Here is a 19,653-nt window from a genome sequence, read left to right on the forward strand (position 1 = left end):
GCCCGTTACTTCTGCATCAAGAACAACGGCTAAGGGCGGTAGCTTTTTACTTCAAACCAGGCCACACCATCGGCTAATAGCTTTTCGATCTGTACGTCAATATGACCTGAATCTTCAAACTCAAAAGCATCGACCTGAGGATCAAATCCCAAGGTCGCACAGCCATTACGACCCGATTGTTTCACTTTACGTAAGGCAATTTCAGACAGCTGTAACGAGATTTCCCAGGAAATCAGTTGTCCTCCTAAAAGCTCCAGCGGAAAACAGCTGTAACCAATAGAACAGGTCAAAGACACAGTACGGCCGTCCGGGATCTGGAAATTCGCATTGGCAACCAGTTGATTCAATTGCAAGGCAACTTCCCGAACTGTAGAAAATTCAACGTCTCGTAATACCAAAACAAACTGCTCACCGGCATAACGCACCACATAGTCGGCCCCGCGGCTTTCGCGCAACAACAATCCACTGATTTGCTGCAATACACTATCACCGGCACTATTGCCGTACAGATCATTAATTGATTTAAAATTATCCATATCCAGCTGCAGCAAGGCTATACATTTGCCCTGTTGCAACATAGCGTCTCTGTTATGCTGATATTGCTCAACGTCTTTAGGCAACTGTTCAAATAGAAAACGGCGGTTTCTAAGGCCAGTTAAAGTGTCTTTGTGAGTAAGTTGCGACAGTTGCTCATTCAATTCACTCAGTCGCGAGTTGCTGTTTTCCAGTTCCACAGTGCGCAGACGCACCAGTTTACTCAACTCCTGTTGCTGCATCACGGCATTACGACGCCACAACCAGGCCAGACCATACAAAGCAAGTACGACCAGCAAGGCCCACAATCCTTTATATACAACAGTCTCAGTAAATAATCGTGGCACCACCAAATCCAGCTGTAGCTGTTGCAGCTCAGTCCAGAGCTGGCTGGAATAGCGGGCCTGCACCACAAACTGATAGCGTCCTGGTGGTAGATTTGTGTAAATAGCCTCCCGCCTCTGGCCAACCTGCTGCCATTCCTGATCAAATCCTTTCAGTTGATATCTGAATTCGATGGCATTTGCTTTGATAAATTCCAGCGCGCTGTATCGAATACTGATGTTACGATCCGAGGTTTCCAGCACCAACTGATGTTGATCAGGTAACAAAGAGTACGACTTTTGGCCTGTGACATCCTGTAACAAGGGTTGCAAAGCTCTGTCGGGGGCCATAGTTAATTGCAGAGGCACAGCCACCAGGCCTTTTAAACTTGGATACCAAAGCTGACCTTGCCAATTAGCTACTTTACTGTGACCAGCGCCGTTACAACAGCGCCCAGGTGCTGTGCCAAGTTGTCGATCGTAAGGTGACAAGATCAACTCGAAACTCAGTACTTTGCCATTGTCGTTTGCTGCCGGAGGTTTAAATCTGAACACCCCTTTTAAACTGCTGGCCCACAAATAATTTCTGTCTTTGTCATACCATAAGCTGATCACCGGATCCAAAGGTAAACCATTACTGCTGTCGTATTGCTGCCATTGGCCTTGAGCTGTTTTAATAAACAAACCGTCATCCAGAGTAGCAACTAGCAGTTGTTGATCAGGCAAGGTTAAAACACTAGTGATATAAGCACCAAATAAAGGCGTTCCCAGGCCTACTCTGTTTAGTTTTTCCTGCTGATACCAATACAAACCACTGGTCGTTCCAACCAGTAAATCCGGGCCCTGATGCTCAATCACTGTGACAAAACCAGACTCTAAATCGGCATTAAATGGCGCGGCTTGCAGTGTTTTCCCGTCATAGTGATAAAGTCCGTTTGCTCCACCAAACCACAGGCCCTTATCTGCATCAGGTTGCACAACCCGAATAGCGCTGCTCGCTAATTCCTGAAAGGGCCGGCTGACACTGCGATCGTCAAAGTTGTAAAGCAATAAGCCACTGTCAGTCCCCAGCCACAGCTGGTTGTTTCTGTCGAATAAATCAAACACAGTACTTTGTCCTAGTGATTGATGATCGACCAATTCAAGAAAGTCTTGATTCGCCTTTAACAGCCCAACATTAGTTTGGGTAGCGACTAAAAGGCTATTTAAGCGGGCTGAGTAGCGCACACTGCGCACCACAACATCCTGTTGACCCGCACCAACCACCCGCCGCATTTTTCCAGGAGAAGCGCGATATAGACCTTCGCTGAAACTGGCCATCCAGATGTTATGATCTCTGTCTTCAAAAATATCGCTGAACCAGGGCGAACTTCCAAGCTCTTCAGAACTGATGTGTTGCCACTCCTGACCGGCATGATGGTGATACAACTTGTTGTAACCGGAGATCCAATCATTGCCTGAGCTGTCTCTGAACAATTTATAGATAGCAGTATTATCCACCCCATTAATAGCGCAGCGAACAATCTGTTGTGTTTTGTCTAAATGAAAGTAACCAGACTCGCTGGCAAAATGTAAGGTATCGTTGAACCAATTTAAATCGTACAACGGATGTTGTTGCAGCTCATCAGGCAAAGCAATTTGCTCAGTTTCACCTTGTGGACTGAGTTTGTACAAATGTCTGGCTGTACTAACGAATACCGAGTCTCCGGCTATTTCCATCTGTACTACAGCTTCTTTAATGCTGTTAATCCGGCTGACTTTGCCTTGTTTTACTTTAAACAGATTTTCTGCGGCTACCCATAATTCATCAGGAGCCACCTCAACAATAGAGGTGACCTCAGCTAAAATGGGATACCGATCAAACTTCAGGCTTTGTGGATTAAAACCAGATAAACCGGCTTTAGTGCCCACCCACATATAACCTTGTTGATCCAGAAGCAGTTTATTGATGGAATTGCTGGCGAGTTGACGGCTGGTTTTAGTACTGAACTGGGTGAAATGATGGCCATCAAAGCGATTTAAACCATATAAAGTGCCGATCCACATATAGCCCTGCTGATCCTGACTGATAGCTCTGACTGAATTCGAGGACAATCCATCCGCACTGTTCCAGTGCTTGATGTCAAAATCATAAATAGAACCAGCCTGACCCTGACCGGATGCAGCAACAGAAAAAAAGGCTAAAAAAACCAGCAGCGCAAAACGCACAGAAATCACCAGGTTGCAGGGAAAAATTTATATTAACTAAAAGCTTGCCACTGCACCAGCGCGAAGAGAATGAGCCAGCTAAAGAAACCAGCCAGCATATCGTCAATCATAATACCAAAGCCGCCGTGGATTTTTTTATCCAGCAAACGAATAGGCCAAGGTTTGACGATATCAAAAAAGCGGAAAAGTAAAAAACCAGCCAGAAGGTACTGCCATTCAAATGGGATACACCACATAGCCAGGCTATACCCCGCGACTTCATCCCAGACAATGGCGCCGTGATCATGTTCACCAATGTCTTTGGCTGTCTGGCCACAGACATAACAACCCAACACAAAAGCAAACAACACCCAGATCAATCCAAGCTGTGGGCTGACTAAAGATTGCAGATAAATTAAAGGTATAGCGGCTAATGTACCAAAAGTACCAGGCGCTTTTGGCGCCAGACCGGAACCAAACCCCAATGCAAGAAAATGGGTCCACTTTCTCAGATCAAATTTAGCTTTAGCGTGTTGAGTAGATGCCATTAAAAGTGCTCAAAGCCCTGATGCTGGTATACAAAAGGCAAATCCCCTTGCTTAAATTCCAGCTTGCCGACCGCACCGGTAATGCGGCCAATGCAAGTCACTGGCACACCGTAAGGAGATAACAACACTTCCAAAGAACCACGGCGGTTTTCTGGCACGGTGAACAACAATTCGTAGTCTTCACCGCCTGACAAAGCATATCGCAATGCTTGTTCCGCACTGCAGCTGTCTTTGAGCGCCTGCGACATCGGCAATTTGCTGACATCCACCACAGCCCCGACTTTGGAGCGGCGTAAAATATGCGGCAAATCGCCCGCTAAACCGTCAGATACATCCATGGCAGAACTTGCGATATTACGCAGCGCCTGACCTAAAGCCACACGGGCTGTTGGGTAGTGGAACCGTTGCAGAATATGAGCCCGGTGCTTTTTACTGACTTCAACCTGCTCCTGAACCAACTTTAAACCTAAAGCTGCATCACCTAAAGTGCCAGTCACATACAGATAATCACCATTCTGAGCGCCAGCGCGGGTAATGGCTTTGCCTTTAGGCACTAAGCCTTTGGCAATCATGGTTAAACTTAAGGGCCCGCGGGTGGTATCACCACCTATCAGCTGGCAATTGTAGTAATCCGCTGTTTCGCTTAAGCCTTCAGCAAAAGCGGTTAACCAGTCTTCATCCACTTTTGGCAAAGTTAAAGCAAGTGACAACCAACAAGGTTCAGCCCCCATAGCAGCCAAATCGCTGACATTCACTGCCACCAATTTATGCCCAAGCGAGCGCGGATCGACATCCGGGAAAAAATGGATACCTTCGACCATGCTGTCGGTGGTGATCACCAGATCACAGCCTTCGCGCACCTGCACCACAGCACCATCGTCGCCAATACCAATGGCAACGTCAGTGCGTTTACGGCCCGCTTCGGCAAAACAACGTTGAATTAACTCAAATTCACCCATAAAAAAGCCGACTTACGCCGGCTCTCCATTTTTTATTCGGTTCGCAGGCGTTTGACGGCTTTATCAAGTATGCCGTTGACAAACTTGTGGCTGTCATCGGCAGCAAAGGCTTTCGCCAGTTCGATGGCTTCGTTGATCACCACCTTATACGGCACATCCAGACGGTATTTAAGCTCGTAAGCGGAGACACGTAATATGGCTTTTTCGACCAGATCAATTTCTTCAAATGGACGGTCTAAAAAGGGTTTTACCGCTTCATCCAATACAGGATGATTCACAGCCACACCACGTAAAATATCCTGGAAATAGCCCACGTCCAGGTGTTTGGTGTTTTGTTCCAGCAATAACTGCTGTTCAATATCACCAATAGGGTTCTTGCTGACTTGCCAGCTATAAACTCCCTGAACGGCCAAAGAACGGGCTAAACGACGTGCATTAGGTTTCATCAACAAATCCTACAACTGAGAGAGAACGTTTACCATTTCCAGCGAGGACATCGCTGCTTCTGCGCCTTTATTGCCCATTTTGGTACCTGCACGCTCAACAGCCTGCTCGATACTGTCTACAGTCAATACGCCAAAAGCAACAGGAATACTGTGCTGCATCATCACCTGAGCCAGGCCCTTGGTGCATTCACCCGCCACGTATTCAAAATGAGGTGTACCACCGCGGATCACAGCACCTAAGGCGATGATCGCGTCATACTTACCACTGGCTGCAACTTTTTGTACAGCTAATGGCATTTCAAAAGCGCCAGGGATACGAACCACAGTGATGTCTTGATCAGCGATGTCGCCGACACGCTTTAAGGTATCTACAGCGCCGTCTAACAAACTTTCGACAATAAAGCTGTTGAATCTGGCCACAACGATGGCAAATTTTTTACCTTTAGCGGTTAAGCCTGCTTCAATTACCTGCATTGGAGGTCCTTATTGCATATTTGCTGCAAAAAAATGGTTTTAAACACCAGAATTCAAAAAAACGGGCGCCATGATAACACAAGATTGCCCGTCCCCTGCTACTGTTTCTGTAGCAGTTGTTACAGTGTCTTATTCAGACACATAGTCCACGACTTCCAGACCAAAACCTGACAAGGCATGGTATTTTTTCGGCGCGCTTAACAAGCGCATTTTTTTCACGCCTAAACTGGCCAGAATTTGTGAACCTACACCCACATTACGTGAGGTACCTTTCCACAGATCGGTCTTGGCTTTTTCGCCTTTATCTTCGGCTTCAAAGTTTTGCACCATCTGTACCAGCTCTTCACTGCTTTCGTTTTTACCTAAAAGCACCAGCACTCCACCTTCATCGGCAATACGCTTCATCGCACAGTGCAACGAAAAACTGCGATTAGCGCCGCGGTCGGATAACAACAAATCACTGAAGGTATTATGTAAATGCACACGGACTAAGGTCGGCTGTTCTGCTTCAACTACACCTTTGACCAGAGCAAAATGAATTTGATTGTCGATGGTGTCACGGAAAGTGACGAGATTAAACTCACCAAATTCAGTAGGTAATTGGCAGCTGGCGACTTGTTCTATTGTGGTTTCATGTAGATTCCGGTATTCAATTAAATCGGCGATGGTGCCAATTTTAATACCGTGTTTTTGAGCAAAAATTTCTAAATCAGGGCGACGCGCCATAGTGCCGTCTTCATTTAAAATTTCAACAATCATTGCCGCGGGTTCTAAACCTGCCATACGGGCTAAATCACAACCTGCTTCCGTGTGACCAGCGCGCACTAAAACACCACCGTCCTGAGCCATCAGCGGGAAGATATGACCCGGATAAACGATATCTGTCGGCTTGGCATCACGGGCTACAGCGGCTTTAACTGTGCGGGCGCGGTCGGCTGCTGAAATACCGGTAGTGACACCTTCTGCCGCTTCAATAGACAAGGTAAAGGCGGTAGAGAATGGCGATAAGTTTTTATCCACCATCAGCGGTAACTTTAACTGCTCGCAGCGTTTTTTCGTCAGCGTTAAACAAATTAAACCACGGCCATGAGTGGCCATAAAATTCACAGCATCAGGCGTGACGTATTCAGCCGCCATCACTAAATCGCCTTCGTTTTCACGGTCTTCGTCATCCATCAGAATAACCATTTTACCCTGACGAATATCTTCAATAATTTCTGCTGGTGTATTCAGTTGCATACTTCACCTCAGGCCCCGGGCCTTACTGCGTTATAAAAAACCACGTTGTTGCAATAAATCCATAGTCACGCCTTTACTGCCAGCCCCTTCCCGGCCCTGCAGCAAACGTTCTAAATAACGCGCTATTAAATCCACTTCCAGATGCACCTGACTGCCTGCTTTAAGGTTCATCAAAGTGGTTTCCCGTGCCGTATGAGGCACTATGGTTAAACGAAAAGCGCTAGCACTTAATTCATTGACGGTCAGGCTGATGCCATCCACCGTAATAGAGCCTTTTTCAGCGATGTAATGCGCTAAGTCTTTTGGCATTTTTATCCAGATTTGCCAGGCTTCGCCAAACTTCTCAATTTTTTCAACACTGCTGATACCATCTACATGGCCGCTGACCAGATGTCCGCCTAAGCGCCCGGTCGCCAGCAAGGCTTTTTCCAGGTTCAGTAACTGACCTTCTTTGTACTGGCCAAACAAAGTCCGTTTAACAGTTTCACCTGACACATCGGCATTAAAACTTTTGCCATCTAGTGCTGTAACGGTCAAACAGACGCCATTACTGGCAATGCTATCGCCAAGTTTGACATCAGAAAAGTCCAGACTGTCGGATTCAATGGTCAGCTTTAAATCCACACCAGACGCTTTAATGGCGCTCACCCGACCCGTCGCTTCGATTATTCCGGTAAACATGGCTCTAACCTTGCTGTTAATTTTAAATCAGGCCCCAGTGTCTCGACTGAAGTCCATACAAAATGCTGAGCCTCTGAAAGCTCACTGTAATTCGGTAACTGCAGCATGGCTTTGGCTTTATCACCTAACAGCACGGGGGCCTGATAAACAATAAGTTCGTCCACTAACCCTGCCTGCCACAAAGAACCTGCCAGCACAGCACCGGCTTCAACCCACAGGTCGTTGATGTTTTCTGCTGCGAGTACAGTCATTAATTCATTTAAATTCAGTCCTGACTCAACAGCATTCAGCCCAATAAAACGCACTTGTGGATGTTCAAATGCCGGTTTGAATTGCTTGTCATGCACCAGCACTATGGGGCCATTTTGCGAAAACAAAAGCTCCTGGCCTGTTAATTTAAGGTTGCGGTCCAAAATCACCCGTACTGGCTGACGCACAGAGCCATCGTCCAAAGACGGTATGGCCAAGCCTTCAGAGCGCACTGTTAAACGGGCATTGTCTGCAAGCACAGTAGTCGCAGTCGATAAAATGGCATGAGCCTGAGCTCGCATCAACTGCACGTCAGAGCGGGACTGCGCCGAGCTTATCCATTGGCTTTTGCCATTGGCAAGCGCAATGCGCCCATCCAGACTGGTGGCAAGTTTAAGCCGGATATAAGGTTTTTGCCGCTCCATCCGGCTTAAAAAGCCTGGATTTAATGCCCGGGCTTGACCTTCTAACAAACCAACCTGCACTTCGATGCCTGCATCTTGCAGAATTTGAATACCACGCCCAGCCACTAAAGGATTAGGATCCAGCATAGCCACTATGACTTTTTTCACACCAGCGTTTACCAGTGCCAAAGCACAAGGACCAGTGCGACCATAATGACTACAAGGCTCTAAAGTGACGTAACAGGTTGCACCTAAAGCAAGATGTTCAGCTTGACGTAAAGCAAAAACCTCAGCATGTGGACCACCGGCCTGACGATGATAACCTTCACCTACTATCTCGCCATCGCGGACTACGACAGAGCCAACATTTGGGTTAGGGGCTGTGGTAAAACGGCCTTGCTGGGCAAGCTCAATAGCGCGTGCCATATAATGATGATCGAGTTCAGTAAAGCTCACTTAGTTGTCTCCAAGCCGGGCTATTTCCTCACCGAACTCGCGGATATCTTTAAAAGAACGATAGACTGAGGCAAACCGCACATAAGCCACTTTATCCAGCTTCACCAGCTCATCCATAATCAAAGTGCCCAATAACTGGCTTGGCACTTCACGTTCACCTGTGGCGCGTAATAAGCTCTCCACTTTGCTGATCAGCGATTCAATCTGCTCTGTAGGTACAGGACGTTTTTCCAGTGAACGCATCACGCCACTGCGCAACTTAGCTTCGTTATAAGGCTCGCGGGAGCCATCGCGTTTTACAATACGAGGCATCACCAGTTCAGCAGCTTCAAAGGTGGTAAAACGTTCGTGGCAGGCGCCACATTCACGTCGTCTTTTTACTTGAGACCCATCCGCTACTAAGCGGGAATCTATAACTTTGGTATCGTCGGCACGACAAAAAGGACAAAACACGGAATTTCTCCGAAAAAAATGGCCGCATTAAGCGGCCATCATAACACTCTATCTTTGTTCAGTCATAGCTGGCAATCAGGCATAAACCGGTAAACGGCCACAAACTTCAGACACCTGCGCACGTACTTTGTCAATAACGCCAGCATCACCGCGGCTGTCCAGTACGTCACAAATCAGGCTGGCAACCAAACGGGCTTCTGCTTCTTTAAAACCACGGCGGGTAATAGCAGGAGTACCGATACGTAAGCCACTGGTCACGAAAGGAGAACGCGGGTCATTTGGCACAGAGTTTTTGTTCACTGTGATATGGGCCTGGCCTAACCAAGCATCCGCTTCTTTACCTGTGATGTCTTTGTCGATTAAATCCATCAGGAATAAGTGGTTTTGCGTACCGCCAGACACGATTTTATAACCACGTTTGATCATTTCATCGCACATAGCTACAGCATTTTTCAGTACTTGTTGCTGGTAAACTTTAAATTCTGGTTGCAGCGCTTCTTTGAAAGCTACAGCTTTAGCGGCAATCACATGCATTAAAGGACCACCCTGACCACCAGGGAAAACTGCAGAATTCAGTTTCTTTTCGATCTCTTCGTTTTTGCGGGCAAGAATTAAGCCACCACGAGGACCGGCTAAAGTTTTGTGAGTAGTAGTTGTTACAACATCAGCAACTGGCACCGGGTTTGGATACAACCCAGCCGCAACTAAACCAGCAACGTGAGCCATGTCCACCATCAGGTAGGCACCCACTTTATCCGCGATTTCACGGAATTTCTGCCAATCGATAATACCTGAATAAGCAGAGAAACCTGCGATGATTAGTTTTGGTTTGTGCTCCAGTGCTAAAGCTTCTACCTGAGCATAATCAATAACACCAGTTTCAGGGTGCAGACCATATTGCACAGCTTTGTACAACTTACCTGAAGAGCTGACGGTAGCACCGTGAGTTAAGTGACCACCGTGCGCCAGACTCATACCTAAAATGGTATCGCCTGCGTTTAATAAAGCTAAAAATACTGCAGAGTTAGCCTGAGAGCCTGAGTGCGGTTGCACGTTTGCGTAATCGGCACCAAACAATTCTTTCGCACGGGCGATAGCTAAGTCTTCAGCCACGTCCACGTACTCACAACCACCGTAATAACGCTTATGCGGGTAACCTTCAGCATATTTGTTAGTTAACTGAGACCCCTGAGCCTGCAACACGCGTGGGCTGGCATAGTTTTCAGAAGCGATCAGCTCGATGTGATCTTCCTGACGTTGGGTTTCGTTGGTAATGGATTGCCATAATTCCGGATCAAAATCGGCAATGTTCATTTCGCGCTTTAACATGCTTGCTCCCAGGTGGCCAAAAGGGCCAGGCTATTTACAAAAAAACTGCGCGCATTCTACATGGAATCCGCTAAATATGCAGCTATAAAGTAGCCATCTAAACATCTAAAGTGGGTTTTGCTATGTCTGGTCGGCTGAGTAGAGCAATCAACTGTAAATATAACCAGTAACCGCCTTTACAAAAAACAAAAACTAGTCAATTATGTAGCTGTATAAACCAACAGTGCTTTGTAAATGAAAAAAATCATTCATATCGACATGGACTGTTTTTTCGCTGCAGTAGAGATGCGGGACAGGCCGGATTGGCGCAATATTCCTCTGGCTATAGGCGGCAGTCGCACCGAGCGTGGTGTGATCAGCACCTGTAACTACCCTGCCCGCGTCTATGGCGTGCGTTCTGCCATGCCTACAGGACAAGCCTTAAAGCTCTGCCCTCACCTGTTGTTATTACCTGGCAATATGGAAAAATATAAAGCAGCCAGCTTGCAAATTCAGGCTATTTTTCATCGATATACCGACAAAGTAGAGCCTTTATCCCTGGATGAAGCTTATTTAGATGTCAGCGACAGCACCTTATTCTCTGGCAGCGCAACCCGTATTGCAGAAGACATTCGTCGGGTAATTTTTGCCGAAACAGGTTTAACAGCTTCAGCCGGTGTAGCACCAAATAAATTTCTTGCCAAAATTGCCAGTGATGAAAATAAACCTGATGGTTTGTTCGTATTACCACCAGACAAAGTCAGCGACTTCGTAAAATTTCTGCCTTTACATAAAATCCCTGGAGTCGGCAAAAAAACTGCGGAGCGTCTGGCGACTTTAGGTTTTTTTAAGTGTGTGGATATTCAAAACGCACCTTTGCATACACTGGTAAAACACTTCGGCAGTTTTGCAGAAACCTTAATAGACCGCAGTTTTGGCCGGGACAGTCGCGAGGTACAAAACGATTACCCGCGTAAATCTGTAGCCGTTGAGCATACTTACACTGAAGATCTGCCTGATCTGGATGCAGGCCAACAAAGCTTATCAGAGCTTTTGCCTAAACTCAGGCGTCGTATTGAACGCTGTGAAGCAACAGCTCATATTCAAAAGATTGGTATTAAACTGAAATTTGCCGATTTTCAACAAACCACTGTAGAGAAACAACAACCCGAATTGGATATGGCCAGCTTAAAGCAGTTATTAGAGCAAGCCTGGCACAGGGGGCATGGTAAAAAAGTGCGGCTGGTGGGCATTCATGTTGGATTAAAAGCGCAGGAAGCTCAGGCACAGCTGTCATTAGAGCTTTGATATCAAAGAAAATAATTAATTAGCTTGCCAAAACAGTCAGTTACGGAACAGCACCTCTGAATTTCAGGCATAAAAAAAGCCAACTTAGAGTTGGCTCTTTTTCAGAAAACTATTAACCGGTAACAGTTACGTTCTCAGCCTGAGGACCTTTTTGGCCTTCAGTAACTTCGAAAGTTACACGTTGACCTTCAACTAAAGTTCTGCGGCCTGTGCCATTGATAGCGCGGAAATGTACGAATACGTCTTTGCCGCCTTCACGCTCGATGAAACCAAAACCTTTATCTTCGTTGAACCACTTAACGGTACCGGAAATTAATTGTGACATAACATTCTCTTACTTTAACTAAATTTGCCAATTGTTTGGCGACTTAAATATTACCGGCCGTGTTCGAGCTAGTACATATTACGACCCCATTATCAGTGAACCTGACAAAGTGGTCAATAGCTATTACTGATCCGACAGAAAAATAGTTTTTCTGGTTTTGGCCGTTCCAGTTACTCTAAATAATTCTTCAGCCAAAACAATTGCTTGCAATAAAAACTGTCGAACAAATCTACAAAGTAACGACCAGAGTGTAGCACTATTTTCCGAATAAAAAACATACTACTGTAAATTATTTGATCTTTTTCTTTACTGGAGTCATACCATCATCGCCAGCCTGATAAAAATTAGGTTTTGGCGCGACCTTTACTTTAGCCGTTGTATCTGTTGATTTTGCTTTGGCTTTTCTGACCACAGGCTTCGCTTTCTTCACGGCTTTTACCGGTGCATGCAAATCCACACCTTTAAATTTTGCCGGTAAAGACTCCACTTTCTCCATAGGTAAAGGACGGCGTAAGAAGCTTTCTATTGCACAAAAAGCGACCCAGTCTTTTGGACCTACCAAAGAAATCGCAATACCTTTAGCTCCAGCTCTGCCGGTACGACCTATACGGTGCACATACTCTTCTGCATGTTTAGGTAAATCAAAGTTCACCACATGGCTGACTTGTAATAAATCCAGACCACGGGACGCAACATCTGTAGTCACCAGCACCTGATGTTTATTGGCTGAAAAGCCCTGCATCACAGTGTTACGCTGACCTTGAGTTAACTTGCCACTTAAACCTACAGCCGGATAACCTAAAGAGTCACATAGTTTTGCCAGACGATCGGTATCTTCACGGGTCGCTGTAAAAATTATCAGCTGACCAATTTGTTCCTGTTTAAGAAAAAAAGCCAGTAACGCCTCTTTATGAGACAAATGATCGGCGAAATAACAACGCTGTTCTATATCTTCGTGTTGCTGATAGGACGCTCCCACGGAGACTCGGTGTGGCGACTTTAACAACGACATCGCCAGTTCATTCACTTCGGCGTGATCTAAAGTGGCAGAAAACATCAGGGTTTGGCGCAAACGGTGATCCGCAGCTCTATTTATTTCATTCAGTTGTGGCATAAAGCCTAAATCCAGCATCCTGTCTGCTTCATCTAAAATCAGCATTTCCAGGCCCTGAATAAAAAACGTTTTGTGCTGCAGGTGATCAATAAAACGGCCTGGGGTTGCCACTATGATAGTCGGCTGACGTTTCAGGATTTTTTCCTGCTCGTTAAAGTTCTCACCACCCACAATTAAAGCACTGGTTAAAGGCGTATTAGCCACAAATAAACGTAATTTGGCATAGACCTGGTGAGCCAGTTCACGTGTTGGCACCAGAATCAAAGCCCGGGCATCTTGTTTGGATAACGGTCTGCTACGCAATAAGCGCTGCATCATCGGCAACAAATACGCCAAAGTTTTTCCTGAACCGGTTTGCGAAGAAACCATTAAGTCTTTGCCTGTCATAGCGGCAGGCACAGCCTCCTGCTGAATTGGCGTTGGTTTCGCAAAGCCAAGGTGCTGGATAGAACGGACTAAACGAGGGTCTAACGCAAGATCGTGAAATAACAAGATAAGGTCCCGGACAAATTCAATAAAAGTGCCTTATCATAACGCATTTTTAGCATAGGCGGTTAGTCTGCCCTTCTGCTCTTTGCAGCGCAGCCGGAACATGAAACAATAACGACATCTGATCGACAGGACCTTTTTATGAGTAAATCACTGCAGGAACAATTGCTCAAAGCCGGTTTAGGCAATGAGAAAAAGCTAAAAGCTATTAAAAAAGAAAAGCATAAAGAACGGGTGCAAGCCGGGAAAAATGGCACAGTCGTCAATGAAGCTACGGTGCTCGCCGAACAAAGCAGACAGCAGCAATTGCAGCGCGATCAGGAGTTAAATCGCCAGCGCAAAGCCGAACAGGATAAAAAAGCACTGGCAGCTCAGGTCAAACAGCTGGTTGAGCTCAATACCATTACTCATAAAGGTGAAACCGCCTTTAACTTCACCGACGGCAGTGTTGTAAAACGTTTATACGTCAGTAACCGCATCCATGCTGAATTAACCAAAGGTCAGGCAGCTATCGCCAAACTGGCTGAGCAGTATTATGTGATCCCGGTGAAAGTGGCTGAGAAAATTCAGCAGCGTTTAGCTGAAACCATCATAGTGCTGCATAACACAGGTCAAAGCGCCGAAGTGCAGGCGGAAGACGATCCGTACGCCGCCTATCAAATTCCGGATGATTTGATGTGGTAACTTTAGTTCAGGTCAAACCCGGCCTTGAACTTGATTTGGACGAGCTGGAGCTCAGCTTTATCCGGGCTCAGGGCAGTGGAGGCCAGCATGTCAATAAAGTATCCACTGCGGTGCAGCTGCGTTTTGATATTGGGCGCAGCAGTTTACCCGATGAATTTAAGCAAAAGCTGCTGCAGTATCCGGACGACCGCATCAGCAAGAGTGGGATTATAGTTATTAAAGCTCAATCCCACCGCAGTCAGGATATGAACAGGGAAGATGCGGTTGCAAAATTAATGCAACTGCTGCAATCCGCCAGTTTTGAAGCGAAAAAAAGACGCGCCACTAAACCCACTTTTGGTGCCCGCATGGACAGACTAAAAGAGAAAACGCAGCATAAAGAACGAAAAAAACTGCGCGGTAAAGTAAGCTCTTTTGATTAATCAGAGGTTTTCAGTAGTGTTCCGTATTTTTAGCCTTGTTACTTTCATACTGCTGAGCAGTTCTGTATTCGCCGACGGAGTCTGGAAAGTCAGCAAAGGCGAACAGCATTTTTATCTGGCAGGTTCCATACATTTGCTTGGCCCTGATGATTATCCTTTGCCACCAGAATACCTAATAGCGCTTAAAAACAGCGACAGCCTATTACTTGAAACCGATTTGGAACAGCTGTCGAGTCCGGCAGGTATCCAGCAATTGATAGCGCAAAACTCCTACCCTTCCGGCGAAAATTTGCTGCAACAACTGTCACAACCTTTAGCAAAGCAACTGGCCGAGTATTGCAAAAAAAATAACATTCCCCTTGAGCAGATCGCCCGTTTTAAACCCGCTTTTGCCGCTGTGATGCTGACCACCACTCAACTGCAAGCCCAGGGCGCAACAGCTCCCGGAGTAGACGCCTACTTGCAGGAGGAAGCAAAAAAAGCCGGAAAAAAAGTAACGGGTCTTGAAACTATGCAGCAGCATCTGGCTGTGCTGACCGAACTGAATAATAGTGGTGCTGAAACCTTGATTAAAAGCACCATGGAAGACTTAACTGATAGCAGTGAAGACTTTGATGCGATGCGAAAAGCCTGGCGCAGTGGCGATTTGCAGCAACTTGAACATTTATACCTGGATGACTTAAAAAATTATCCGGCGGTTTACCAGACTCTGATTGTCAAAAGAAACAATGCCTGGATAAAACAATTGGTTACCGCGAAATACGAGAGTCCGTTTTTTGTTGTTGTCGGTGCTTTGCATCTCGCAGGGGAGCAAGGCTTAATCCCGCAATTAAAACAACAGGGTTATCAAGTTACAGCATTAGCAGGCCAGTTATGAAACATGCTCCTTATCAGTTAAGCCCTGTCACACCAGAGCAATCAGCTTATCTGCACAACTGGTTTGACTCACAACAACAGCTGGATCAGTGGGGTGGTGAAGGTTTCCATTTTCCAATCAGAGCCTTACAATTTTTGCAGCAGCTGTATTTGCCAGGAACTCAAAGTTACTGGTTGTATCAACACAGACAACGTGTTGCATTCGGCCAGCTTTGTGATCGTTTTGAATGCAATCATCTGGCCCGTTTGTTGGTGCATCCACAAAGCAGAGGACAGGGTCATAGTAAAACTCTGATTAAAGGACTGATAGCACAGGGCCTGCAACAATATCCACAACGGGATTTTTCGTTGTTTGTCTACCGCAAAAACCTTATTGCAGTGCAGTGTTATCAACAGCTGGGTTTTAGTGAAGCCGAGCAGCCTGGTGAATCTGATCCACTGTTGTATTTTATGAAACTCAACAATAAACAAGCCCGACAACTATTAAAGGACCATTAGGATGCCAATCTGGGTTGACGCAGATTCCTGCCCCAAAGTATTAAAAGAGATGTTGTATAAGGCTGCAGAACGAAGACAAATCCCTTTATATCTGGTCGCCAATCACAGCTTACAAATTCCACGCAGCCCTTACATCAGAACTGTACAGGTTGAACATGGTTTTGATGTGGCAGACCGTTACATCGAAGAACGTATAAGCTCTGGTGATCTACTGATCAGCAACGATATTCCACTGGCCGCCGCTGTGGTTGCCAAAGGTGCACTTTGCATCACCAGCAAAGGCCGTTTGCTAACGCCTGACAATATCAGTGACCGACTGACTATGCGTAATCTGCAGGAAGAACTGCGCAGCAGTGGTGTGCAGCTATCAGGCCCGGCGCCTCTGGGCCAGCAAGATAAACAACAGTTCGCTAATCAACTGGATCAGTGGCTGCAAAAGCAGGTAAAAAGCGGATAAACAGCGCTGTTAATCGTGATACAGCCCTTGCCGGGCACTGATGCCTTTGACTGCTGCTTGAAAGGCCGGAGCCCGTTGCCACTTCGGCCGGATAGGAGTTAATGGCAATACCCTTTTACGGGCAACCAGCAGATACGAAGCGCCAAAATAGCCCAGATAAGTTTCACACCATTTCTGCCAGCGGCTCTCTGGTTTGTGCTGTCCCAGTAAACTGGACCAAAAAAAACGCTGTTCGTACATTACTTCAAAACCCAATAAATGTAGCCAGTCTTTGACACGGGACGGGGTAAAAAACCGTCCGGCCCATGGCAATTGCTGTTTCACTCCAGGCCAAAGTTTCATTAAACCTGCACTGCTAATCGGATTGTAGCCACTTAACAACAGATAACCGTCAGGCATCAGCACACGATGGGCTTCGCGGACTATGTGGTGTGGGTCCGGATAAAACTCCAGACAATGCGCCAATAATACTGCATCAATGGAAAGCTCTAAAAAAGGTAAAGCATCAGGGTCTGCCACAACAGAAGCTTGCTCTTGTTGCTCATTTAACTTGATTTGATGTTTGATATTGCATGCTGAGGTATCTAATGCACTGCTTAAACTGCCAACTTTGAGCAGATGATAACCAAAAATTTTTGGCCACCACTGACTCAGCTGCTGCTCTATGGCTTTGGCCATCTGTTCCCCTTGCGGCAATTGCTGCCACTGTCGGGGTATGGTTGTACTGTGGTAACTTAAAGCGGGTTTCATCCGGTACACTACACCTTATCAGAACATCAGCCATGGAAATTATTTATGCCAGATATAACCGCCATAGCGGCATTTAAGGATAACTACATTTGGTGCCTGCGCCAAGCAAAGTTGGCCTTGATCGTGGATCCAGGTGATGCCACAGTAGTCCAGCACTATCTGCAACAACAGCAACTGCAATTAGCTGTGATCCTGATCACTCATCATCATCCGGATCATACCGGTGGCATTAAAGAGCTAAAACAACGCTGGCCTGATGTTCGAGTGTACGCGCCAGCTTTAGAACAAGACAAAATCCCTTATGCAGATATCTGGTTAAAGGACCAGGATCAGGTTGAACTGGTCGATTTCAATTTAACTTTTCAGGTGATGCAACTTCCTGGTCATACCTTAGGTCATATAGCCTACTATTCAGCGCCTGTTCTGTTTTGTGGTGATACGTTGTTTAATGCAGGTTGTGGTCGTTTATTTGAAGGCACCGCAGCGCAGATGTGGCAGAGCCTGTCACGTATTCTGACGTTACCGGACCAAACTTTAATTTACGCCACCCACGAATATACGTTGGCCAATCTGGAATTTGCCCGCTGGGCAGATCCAGACAATACAGTATTGGCCGACTACCAACACTGGTGTCAACAGCAAAGAGAACAGCAGCGACCTACCCTGCCAACACCTCTTGCTATGCAACGACAAGTTAACCCATTTTTAAGGGCTGAAGATGTCGGTTTGCAACACCGCTGGCAACAACACAATGCAGTGGATCTATTCACCGCATTACGATCCGCCAAAGATCGATTTTGATTTGCAACCTTGCTTTTGAAGGCTGAGCAGGTAACATAAGGCGGATTTTTTGATTTTGGAAAAAGCGAATGCTGAAAAAATTATCTGTCGCGGTAGCGGCTGCACTACTGGCCAGTTGTGCCGTTCCAACCTCACAGCATAAAACAGCAGGTTCTGCTGATGGACAATATGAAACGTCAGATGCTCCTATCCAGGATAAAGCCGCAACAGCACAACAGGTCGCCAATGCCCTACTGAAACATAACTCTCCGTTGCACCCCGACGCGAAGTTGGCGCAGTACGATAATTTATGGCAACGTGTCGCTGACCAAATGACCTTAACTGTGCCGGATAATGACGATATAGAAAGCCAAAAGCGGTTTTTTATCCGTAATCAAAAATTGTTGAAAACAGCTTCCGAAAACGCAGCGCCTTTTTTGTATCACATCGTCACCGAGCTCGAACGGCGCAATATGCCGCTTGAACTGGCGCTGCTGCCTATAGTTGAAAGTACCTATAACCCTAAAGCAGGTTCCTTTTCAGGAGTGCTGGGTATATGGCAATTTAGTGCTGGTACAGGCCGCAATTTTGGCTTAAAGCAAAACGCCTGGTATGACGGTCGCCGTGATGTAATTGAATCCAGCCGCGCAGCTATGGACTATCTGCAGTATCTATACAGCAATGTTGATCAGGATTGGCTCAGTGCAGTTGCTGCTTTTAATGCAGGTGAAGGCCGTGTTTTTAAAGCCATTGAGCGCAATAGATACAGAGGAAAACCAACCGACTTTTGGTCCTTGAATCTGCCCAAACAAAATACCAGCTATATTCCCAAATTACTGGCGCTGGCGGAACTGCTGAAAAATACTGAAAAGTACGCTATTCCTATGCCTGTTCTTGCCAACCAGCCACAAACCAAAGTGATCCAAATCAACAGAGGTTTGGATTTAAACAAAGCGGCGGATCTGTTAGATATCAGTGTGGCTGAAATTAGACGCCTCAATCCAGGCTTTAAAAGCACCACAGTACCAAGTGCCAGTTATCAGTTAGTCGTGCCTTTTGGCAGTGCCGAAGACATAGACCAGCAGTTGGCAGCCTTGCCTAAAGTCAAAGTAGCTCCTGTTGCGTCAACCGGCCGTTATAAAGTGAAATCCGGTGATAGCTTAAGTAAGATTGCAGCCGCGCACAAAACTTCAGTCAAAGCCATACAGCAAGCCAATCAGTTAAGTAATAGTCAGTTAAAAATAGGCCAACAGCTGATTATTCCGGGCTTGGCAAAGCCGGCAGAACCTTCTGTAGTCGCAAGTTCAGACAAAAAAACCACCTCAGGCGCTCAAACTTATACAGTCAAAAGTGGTGATAGTGTTTGGGAGATCAGCCAAAAACTTAAGGTCAGTAGTGAACAGCTAAAAAAATGGAACAAACTGAACGCTAAAACGCAGTTAAAGCCTGGCCAGAAACTCACTTACTATAAAATGTCAGAGCAACAAGCAAACGCTGTAGCAAAAACTATGACCTACAAAGTGAAACCTGGCGACTCTTTAGCCAGCATTGCGCAACGATTTAACGTAAAGGTTGCTGATATCGTGAAATGGAATAATATTAAAGCAAATAAGTACTTACAGCCTGGGCAAGAACTCACCTTGTATCTGGCGAGCTGACAGGCTGAAGTCGCAAATGGAGGTTGAGGTG

The 19,653-nt window shown here is 46.2% G+C and carries 21 protein-coding genes; 8 read left to right on the forward strand and 13 right to left on the reverse strand.

The window, feature by feature from the left end; translation table 11 throughout:
* Positions 1–29: 29 nt before the first annotated feature.
* The 10 genes from EK374_RS12795 to glyA form a co-directional block, all read right to left on the reverse strand.
* Entirely contained in the window at positions 30–3,065 is a 3,036-nt protein-coding gene (locus EK374_RS12795) for a ligand-binding sensor domain-containing protein (protein WP_233280248.1), read from the reverse strand.
* A gap of 32 nt (positions 3,066–3,097) precedes the next feature.
* On the reverse strand, positions 3,098–3,592 hold the full coding sequence (locus EK374_RS12800; protein WP_127024197.1) for a phosphatidylglycerophosphatase A family protein: 495 nt from the start codon (positions 3,590–3,592) through the stop codon (positions 3,098–3,100).
* Positions 3,592–4,551, reverse strand: a complete 960-nt coding sequence (gene thiL / locus EK374_RS12805; protein ID WP_127024200.1) for a thiamine-phosphate kinase — start codon at positions 4,549–4,551, stop codon at positions 3,592–3,594. The genes EK374_RS12800 and thiL overlap by 1 nt, the downstream gene beginning before the upstream one ends.
* 32 nt (positions 4,552–4,583) lie before the next feature.
* Positions 4,584–4,997 (reverse strand): transcription antitermination factor NusB, encoded by a 414-nt coding sequence (gene nusB, locus EK374_RS12810; protein WP_008898294.1) that lies wholly within the window; start codon positions 4,995–4,997, stop codon positions 4,584–4,586.
* A 9-nt stretch (positions 4,998–5,006) separates the two neighbouring features.
* A complete protein-coding gene (gene ribH, locus EK374_RS12815; protein ID WP_008898293.1) occupies positions 5,007–5,471 on the reverse strand; it encodes a 6,7-dimethyl-8-ribityllumazine synthase in 465 nt (154 codons plus the stop codon).
* Between the two features lie 129 nt (positions 5,472–5,600).
* Positions 5,601–6,710 (reverse strand): bifunctional 3,4-dihydroxy-2-butanone-4-phosphate synthase/GTP cyclohydrolase II, encoded by a 1,110-nt coding sequence (ribBA, locus tag EK374_RS12820; protein ID WP_127024202.1) that lies wholly within the window; start codon positions 6,708–6,710, stop codon positions 5,601–5,603.
* A gap of 30 nt (positions 6,711–6,740) precedes the next feature.
* Complete coding sequence (locus tag EK374_RS12825) at positions 6,741–7,391, reverse strand: riboflavin synthase (RefSeq protein ID WP_127024204.1); 651 nt, start codon at positions 7,389–7,391, stop codon at positions 6,741–6,743.
* Entirely contained in the window at positions 7,376–8,500 is a 1,125-nt protein-coding gene (gene ribD / locus EK374_RS12830; protein ID WP_127024207.1) for a bifunctional diaminohydroxyphosphoribosylaminopyrimidine deaminase/5-amino-6-(5-phosphoribosylamino)uracil reductase RibD, read from the reverse strand. Before ribD ends, EK374_RS12825 begins: the two co-directional genes overlap by 16 nt.
* Positions 8,501–8,953 (reverse strand): transcriptional regulator NrdR, encoded by a 453-nt coding sequence (nrdR, locus tag EK374_RS12835; RefSeq protein WP_127024210.1) that lies wholly within the window; start codon positions 8,951–8,953, stop codon positions 8,501–8,503.
* Between the two features lie 75 nt (positions 8,954–9,028).
* Positions 9,029–10,282 (reverse strand): serine hydroxymethyltransferase, encoded by a 1,254-nt coding sequence (glyA, locus tag EK374_RS12840; protein ID WP_127024213.1) that lies wholly within the window; start codon positions 10,280–10,282, stop codon positions 9,029–9,031.
* Positions 10,283–10,516: 234 nt separating this feature from the next.
* Here glyA and dinB point away from each other — a divergent pair, with 234 nt between their 5' ends.
* Positions 10,517–11,569, forward strand: coding sequence for a DNA polymerase IV (gene dinB, locus EK374_RS12845; RefSeq protein WP_127024216.1), 1,053 nt, complete (start codon positions 10,517–10,519; stop codon positions 11,567–11,569).
* Between the two features lie 112 nt (positions 11,570–11,681).
* Here the strand turns inward: dinB and EK374_RS12850 are convergent, their stop codons facing one another.
* Positions 11,682–11,894, reverse strand: coding sequence for a cold-shock protein (locus EK374_RS12850; protein WP_008898286.1), 213 nt, complete (start codon positions 11,892–11,894; stop codon positions 11,682–11,684).
* 289 nt (positions 11,895–12,183) lie between these two features.
* Complete coding sequence (locus tag EK374_RS12855; RefSeq protein WP_127024219.1) at positions 12,184–13,500, reverse strand: DEAD/DEAH box helicase; 1,317 nt, start codon at positions 13,498–13,500, stop codon at positions 12,184–12,186.
* A gap of 138 nt (positions 13,501–13,638) precedes the next feature.
* On the opposite strand from EK374_RS12855, the gene EK374_RS12860 reads away from it, so the two are divergent.
* The 5 genes from EK374_RS12860 to EK374_RS12880 are packed head-to-tail and all read left to right on the forward strand — an operon-like array spanning position 13,639 to position 16,434.
* Positions 13,639–14,181, forward strand: a complete 543-nt coding sequence (locus EK374_RS12860) for a DUF2058 domain-containing protein (RefSeq protein WP_127024221.1) — start codon at positions 13,639–13,641, stop codon at positions 14,179–14,181.
* Complete coding sequence (gene arfB / locus EK374_RS12865) at positions 14,175–14,603, forward strand: alternative ribosome rescue aminoacyl-tRNA hydrolase ArfB (protein ID WP_127024223.1); 429 nt, start codon at positions 14,175–14,177, stop codon at positions 14,601–14,603. The genes EK374_RS12860 and arfB overlap by 7 nt, the downstream gene beginning before the upstream one ends.
* 16 nt (positions 14,604–14,619) lie before the next feature.
* The gene (locus EK374_RS12870) at positions 14,620–15,480 is read left to right on the forward strand and encodes a TraB/GumN family protein (protein WP_164731872.1); all 861 of its coding nucleotides are present in this window, start codon (positions 14,620–14,622) and stop codon (positions 15,478–15,480) included.
* On the forward strand, positions 15,477–15,977 hold the full coding sequence (locus EK374_RS12875) for a GNAT family N-acetyltransferase (protein ID WP_127024227.1): 501 nt from the start codon (positions 15,477–15,479) through the stop codon (positions 15,975–15,977). Before EK374_RS12870 ends, EK374_RS12875 begins: the two co-directional genes overlap by 4 nt.
* Position 15,978: 1 nt before the next feature.
* Positions 15,979–16,434 (forward strand): YaiI/YqxD family protein, encoded by a 456-nt coding sequence (locus EK374_RS12880; RefSeq protein WP_127024230.1) that lies wholly within the window; start codon positions 15,979–15,981, stop codon positions 16,432–16,434.
* Between the two features lie 9 nt (positions 16,435–16,443).
* On the opposite strand, the gene EK374_RS12885 is transcribed toward EK374_RS12880, so the two are convergent.
* Positions 16,444–17,184, reverse strand: coding sequence for a class I SAM-dependent methyltransferase (locus EK374_RS12885; RefSeq protein ID WP_127024233.1), 741 nt, complete (start codon positions 17,182–17,184; stop codon positions 16,444–16,446).
* Positions 17,185–17,229: 45 nt separating this feature from the next.
* On the opposite strand from EK374_RS12885, the gene gloB reads away from it, so the two are divergent.
* A complete protein-coding gene (gene gloB, locus EK374_RS12890; protein ID WP_127024236.1) occupies positions 17,230–17,985 on the forward strand; it encodes a hydroxyacylglutathione hydrolase in 756 nt (251 codons plus the stop codon).
* Between the two features lie 68 nt (positions 17,986–18,053).
* Positions 18,054–19,622, forward strand: a complete 1,569-nt coding sequence (locus EK374_RS12895; protein WP_127024239.1) for a lytic transglycosylase — start codon at positions 18,054–18,056, stop codon at positions 19,620–19,622.
* Positions 19,623–19,653 lie beyond the last annotated feature (31 nt).

Source organism: Rheinheimera mangrovi (assembly GCF_003990335.1).
GTDB classification, from domain to species: domain Bacteria; phylum Pseudomonadota; class Gammaproteobacteria; order Enterobacterales; family Alteromonadaceae; genus Pararheinheimera; species Pararheinheimera mangrovi.

Coding starts and splice junctions, on each gene's coding strand:
- EK374_RS12850 (WP_008898286.1), bottom strand. CDS start 11,894: ATGTCACAATTAATTTCCGGTACCGTTAAGTGGTTCAACGAAGATAAA.
- glyA (WP_127024213.1), bottom strand. CDS start 10,282: ATGTTAAAGCGCGAAATGAACATTGCCGATTTTGATCCGGAATTATGG.
- EK374_RS12825 (WP_127024204.1), bottom strand. CDS start 7,391: ATGTTTACCGGAATAATCGAAGCGACGGGTCGGGTGAGCGCCATTAAA.
- nusB (WP_008898294.1), bottom strand. CDS start 4,997: ATGAAACCTAATGCACGTCGTTTAGCCCGTTCTTTGGCCGTTCAGGGA.
- EK374_RS12885 (WP_127024233.1), bottom strand. CDS start 17,184: ATGAAACCCGCTTTAAGTTACCACAGTACAACCATACCCCGACAGTGG.
- thiL (WP_127024200.1), bottom strand. CDS start 4,551: ATGGGTGAATTTGAGTTAATTCAACGTTGTTTTGCCGAAGCGGGCCGT.
- EK374_RS12860 (WP_127024221.1), top strand. CDS start 13,639: ATGAGTAAATCACTGCAGGAACAATTGCTCAAAGCCGGTTTAGGCAAT.
- EK374_RS12800 (WP_127024197.1), bottom strand. CDS start 3,592: ATGGCATCTACTCAACACGCTAAAGCTAAATTTGATCTGAGAAAGTGG.
- gloB (WP_127024236.1), top strand. CDS start 17,230: ATGCCAGATATAACCGCCATAGCGGCATTTAAGGATAACTACATTTGG.
- EK374_RS12875 (WP_127024227.1), top strand. CDS start 15,477: ATGAAACATGCTCCTTATCAGTTAAGCCCTGTCACACCAGAGCAATCA.
- EK374_RS12880 (WP_127024230.1), top strand. CDS start 15,979: ATGCCAATCTGGGTTGACGCAGATTCCTGCCCCAAAGTATTAAAAGAG.
- ribBA (WP_127024202.1), bottom strand. CDS start 6,710: ATGCAACTGAATACACCAGCAGAAATTATTGAAGATATTCGTCAGGGT.
- ribH (WP_008898293.1), bottom strand. CDS start 5,471: ATGCAGGTAATTGAAGCAGGCTTAACCGCTAAAGGTAAAAAATTTGCC.
- dinB (WP_127024216.1), top strand. CDS start 10,517: ATGAAAAAAATCATTCATATCGACATGGACTGTTTTTTCGCTGCAGTA.
- EK374_RS12895 (WP_127024239.1), top strand. CDS start 18,054: ATGCTGAAAAAATTATCTGTCGCGGTAGCGGCTGCACTACTGGCCAGT.